The organism is Kitasatospora sp. NPDC056651, from assembly GCF_042792155.1.
In the GTDB taxonomy this organism is placed as follows: Bacteria; Actinomycetota; Actinomycetes; order Streptomycetales; family Streptomycetaceae; genus Kitasatospora.
On the sequence record NZ_JBHTWX010000250.1, the window covers coordinates 1 to 1,404 of the forward strand.

Sequence of the window (1,404 nt, forward strand, 5' to 3'; positions counted from 1 at the left end):
ATGGGGCCCGCAGGTTCGTGTCGAACGTGCGGGCCCCTTCGGCGTTGCCGGGCCGCCCGGATCCACGGCCCCTTGACCGCAGTCAACTTTGCGATGCAAAGTTCATGGCATCGCAAAGCTCGTGCGCGTGACAATGCGCGTGACAAGGGGTGGATCATGACGACGACGCACCGGGACGACCCGGCCGGACTCCTCGCAGAGACGGAAGGACTCCGGGCCCGGGCCCGGACGCGGCTGCGCGGTTCGGGGATACCGCTGCTCGGGTTCGGCCTGCTGGCCCTGGCCGCCGCGCCGTTCTCCGGCCAGGCCTACAACTTCGGCGCCAACGGGCGGTCCGTCGTCTCCTATCCGTACTTCGCCTACTCGGAGCTCATCGGCCTCTGCGTGCCGCACACCCTGGACGGCCCCTGCCGGGCCGGCGAGTTCGACGGCGCCGTCCTCCGCTTCCTGGCCTGGGGCGTCTGGTACGCGCTGCTCCCGATCGCCTGGCTGGTACTGGCCCGCTGGTACCGGCGACGCGGCGAGGAGCGCGGGATCGTCCCGCACCGCAACGGCTGGATCGGCGCCGCGGTCGGAGTCGGCGTCCTGGTCACCGCCGTGCTCATCGGCCTGCTCTTCGCCCACCGGGTGCCGTTCGCGCTCTCCATGCTCGCGAACACCTACGCCTCGCCCTGGTACGTGGTCGGCGTCGGCCTGGTCGTCCTCGGCCTGGTCGAGCGCAGCCCCCTGGTGACCGCCGCCGGGCTCGCCCACGCGACACTCCTCACCGCCTACCTCGCGGCACCGTGGGAGAGCGGCTGGCTGCCCTGGCTCGACCGGGGCGACGGCGGCTGGGCCGACGGCCCGCAGCCGAAGGCCCTGCTGCTGGCGACGGTCCTGCTGGCCGCCGGGCTGGCGCAGTGGACGGCGGCCCGCCGCGCACCGGGGGCATCCCGTACGGTCTCCTCATGAGCGTCGCGGACGAAGCCGAGGAGCGGCATCCGACCCTCGCCCTGGACGACACCGTCCACCAGCGGGTCCGGCTCGGCATCCTGGCGATCGCCCGCGAGGCCGAGAGCGTCGAGTTCGGCTTCCTCAAGGAGCAACTCGGCCTGACCGACGGCAACCTCTCCCGCCACCTCAAGGTCCTGGAGGCATCCGGCCTGGTCACCGTCGCCAAGGGCTACGCGGGCCGTCGCCCCCGCACCTGGGTCTCCCTCACCCCCCGCGGCGCCGACGCCCTCGACCGCGAACTGCGCGCCCTGCGCGAACTCGTCCGCCGCCTCGACGCCGCCGACCCCACCCGGCCCGGGGCGTAGCAGGGCACGGAAAGTCGGCCTGATCGACTTCTCATGCGACCGCTCACAGTTCCTGCCCCTGCCGTCGGCAGGGGCAGCGGCATTTCCGTTGCGCGGGAAGTCGGCG

The 1,404-nt window shown here is 72.9% G+C and carries 2 protein-coding genes; both read left to right on the plus strand.

Going from position 1 to position 1,404, the window contains the following annotated elements; all coding sequences use genetic code 11:
• Positions 1-156: 156 nt before the first annotated feature.
• Complete coding sequence (locus ACFRAR_RS38790) at positions 157-951, plus strand: hypothetical protein (RefSeq protein ID WP_380705163.1); 795 nt, start codon at positions 157-159, stop codon at positions 949-951.
• Positions 948-1,298 (plus strand): winged helix-turn-helix domain-containing protein, encoded by a 351-nt coding sequence (locus tag ACFRAR_RS38795; RefSeq protein WP_380705165.1) that lies wholly within the window; start codon positions 948-950, stop codon positions 1,296-1,298. The genes ACFRAR_RS38790 and ACFRAR_RS38795 overlap by 4 nt, the downstream gene beginning before the upstream one ends.
• Positions 1,299-1,404: the final 106 nt, after the last annotated feature.

Bases quoted from the DNA above. Each gene is read 5' to 3' on its own strand.
- ACFRAR_RS38790 (WP_380705163.1), top strand. From the start codon at position 157: ATGACGACGACGCACCGGGACGACCCGGCCGGACTCCTCGCAGAGACG.
- ACFRAR_RS38795 (WP_380705165.1), top strand. From the start codon at position 948: ATGAGCGTCGCGGACGAAGCCGAGGAGCGGCATCCGACCCTCGCCCTG.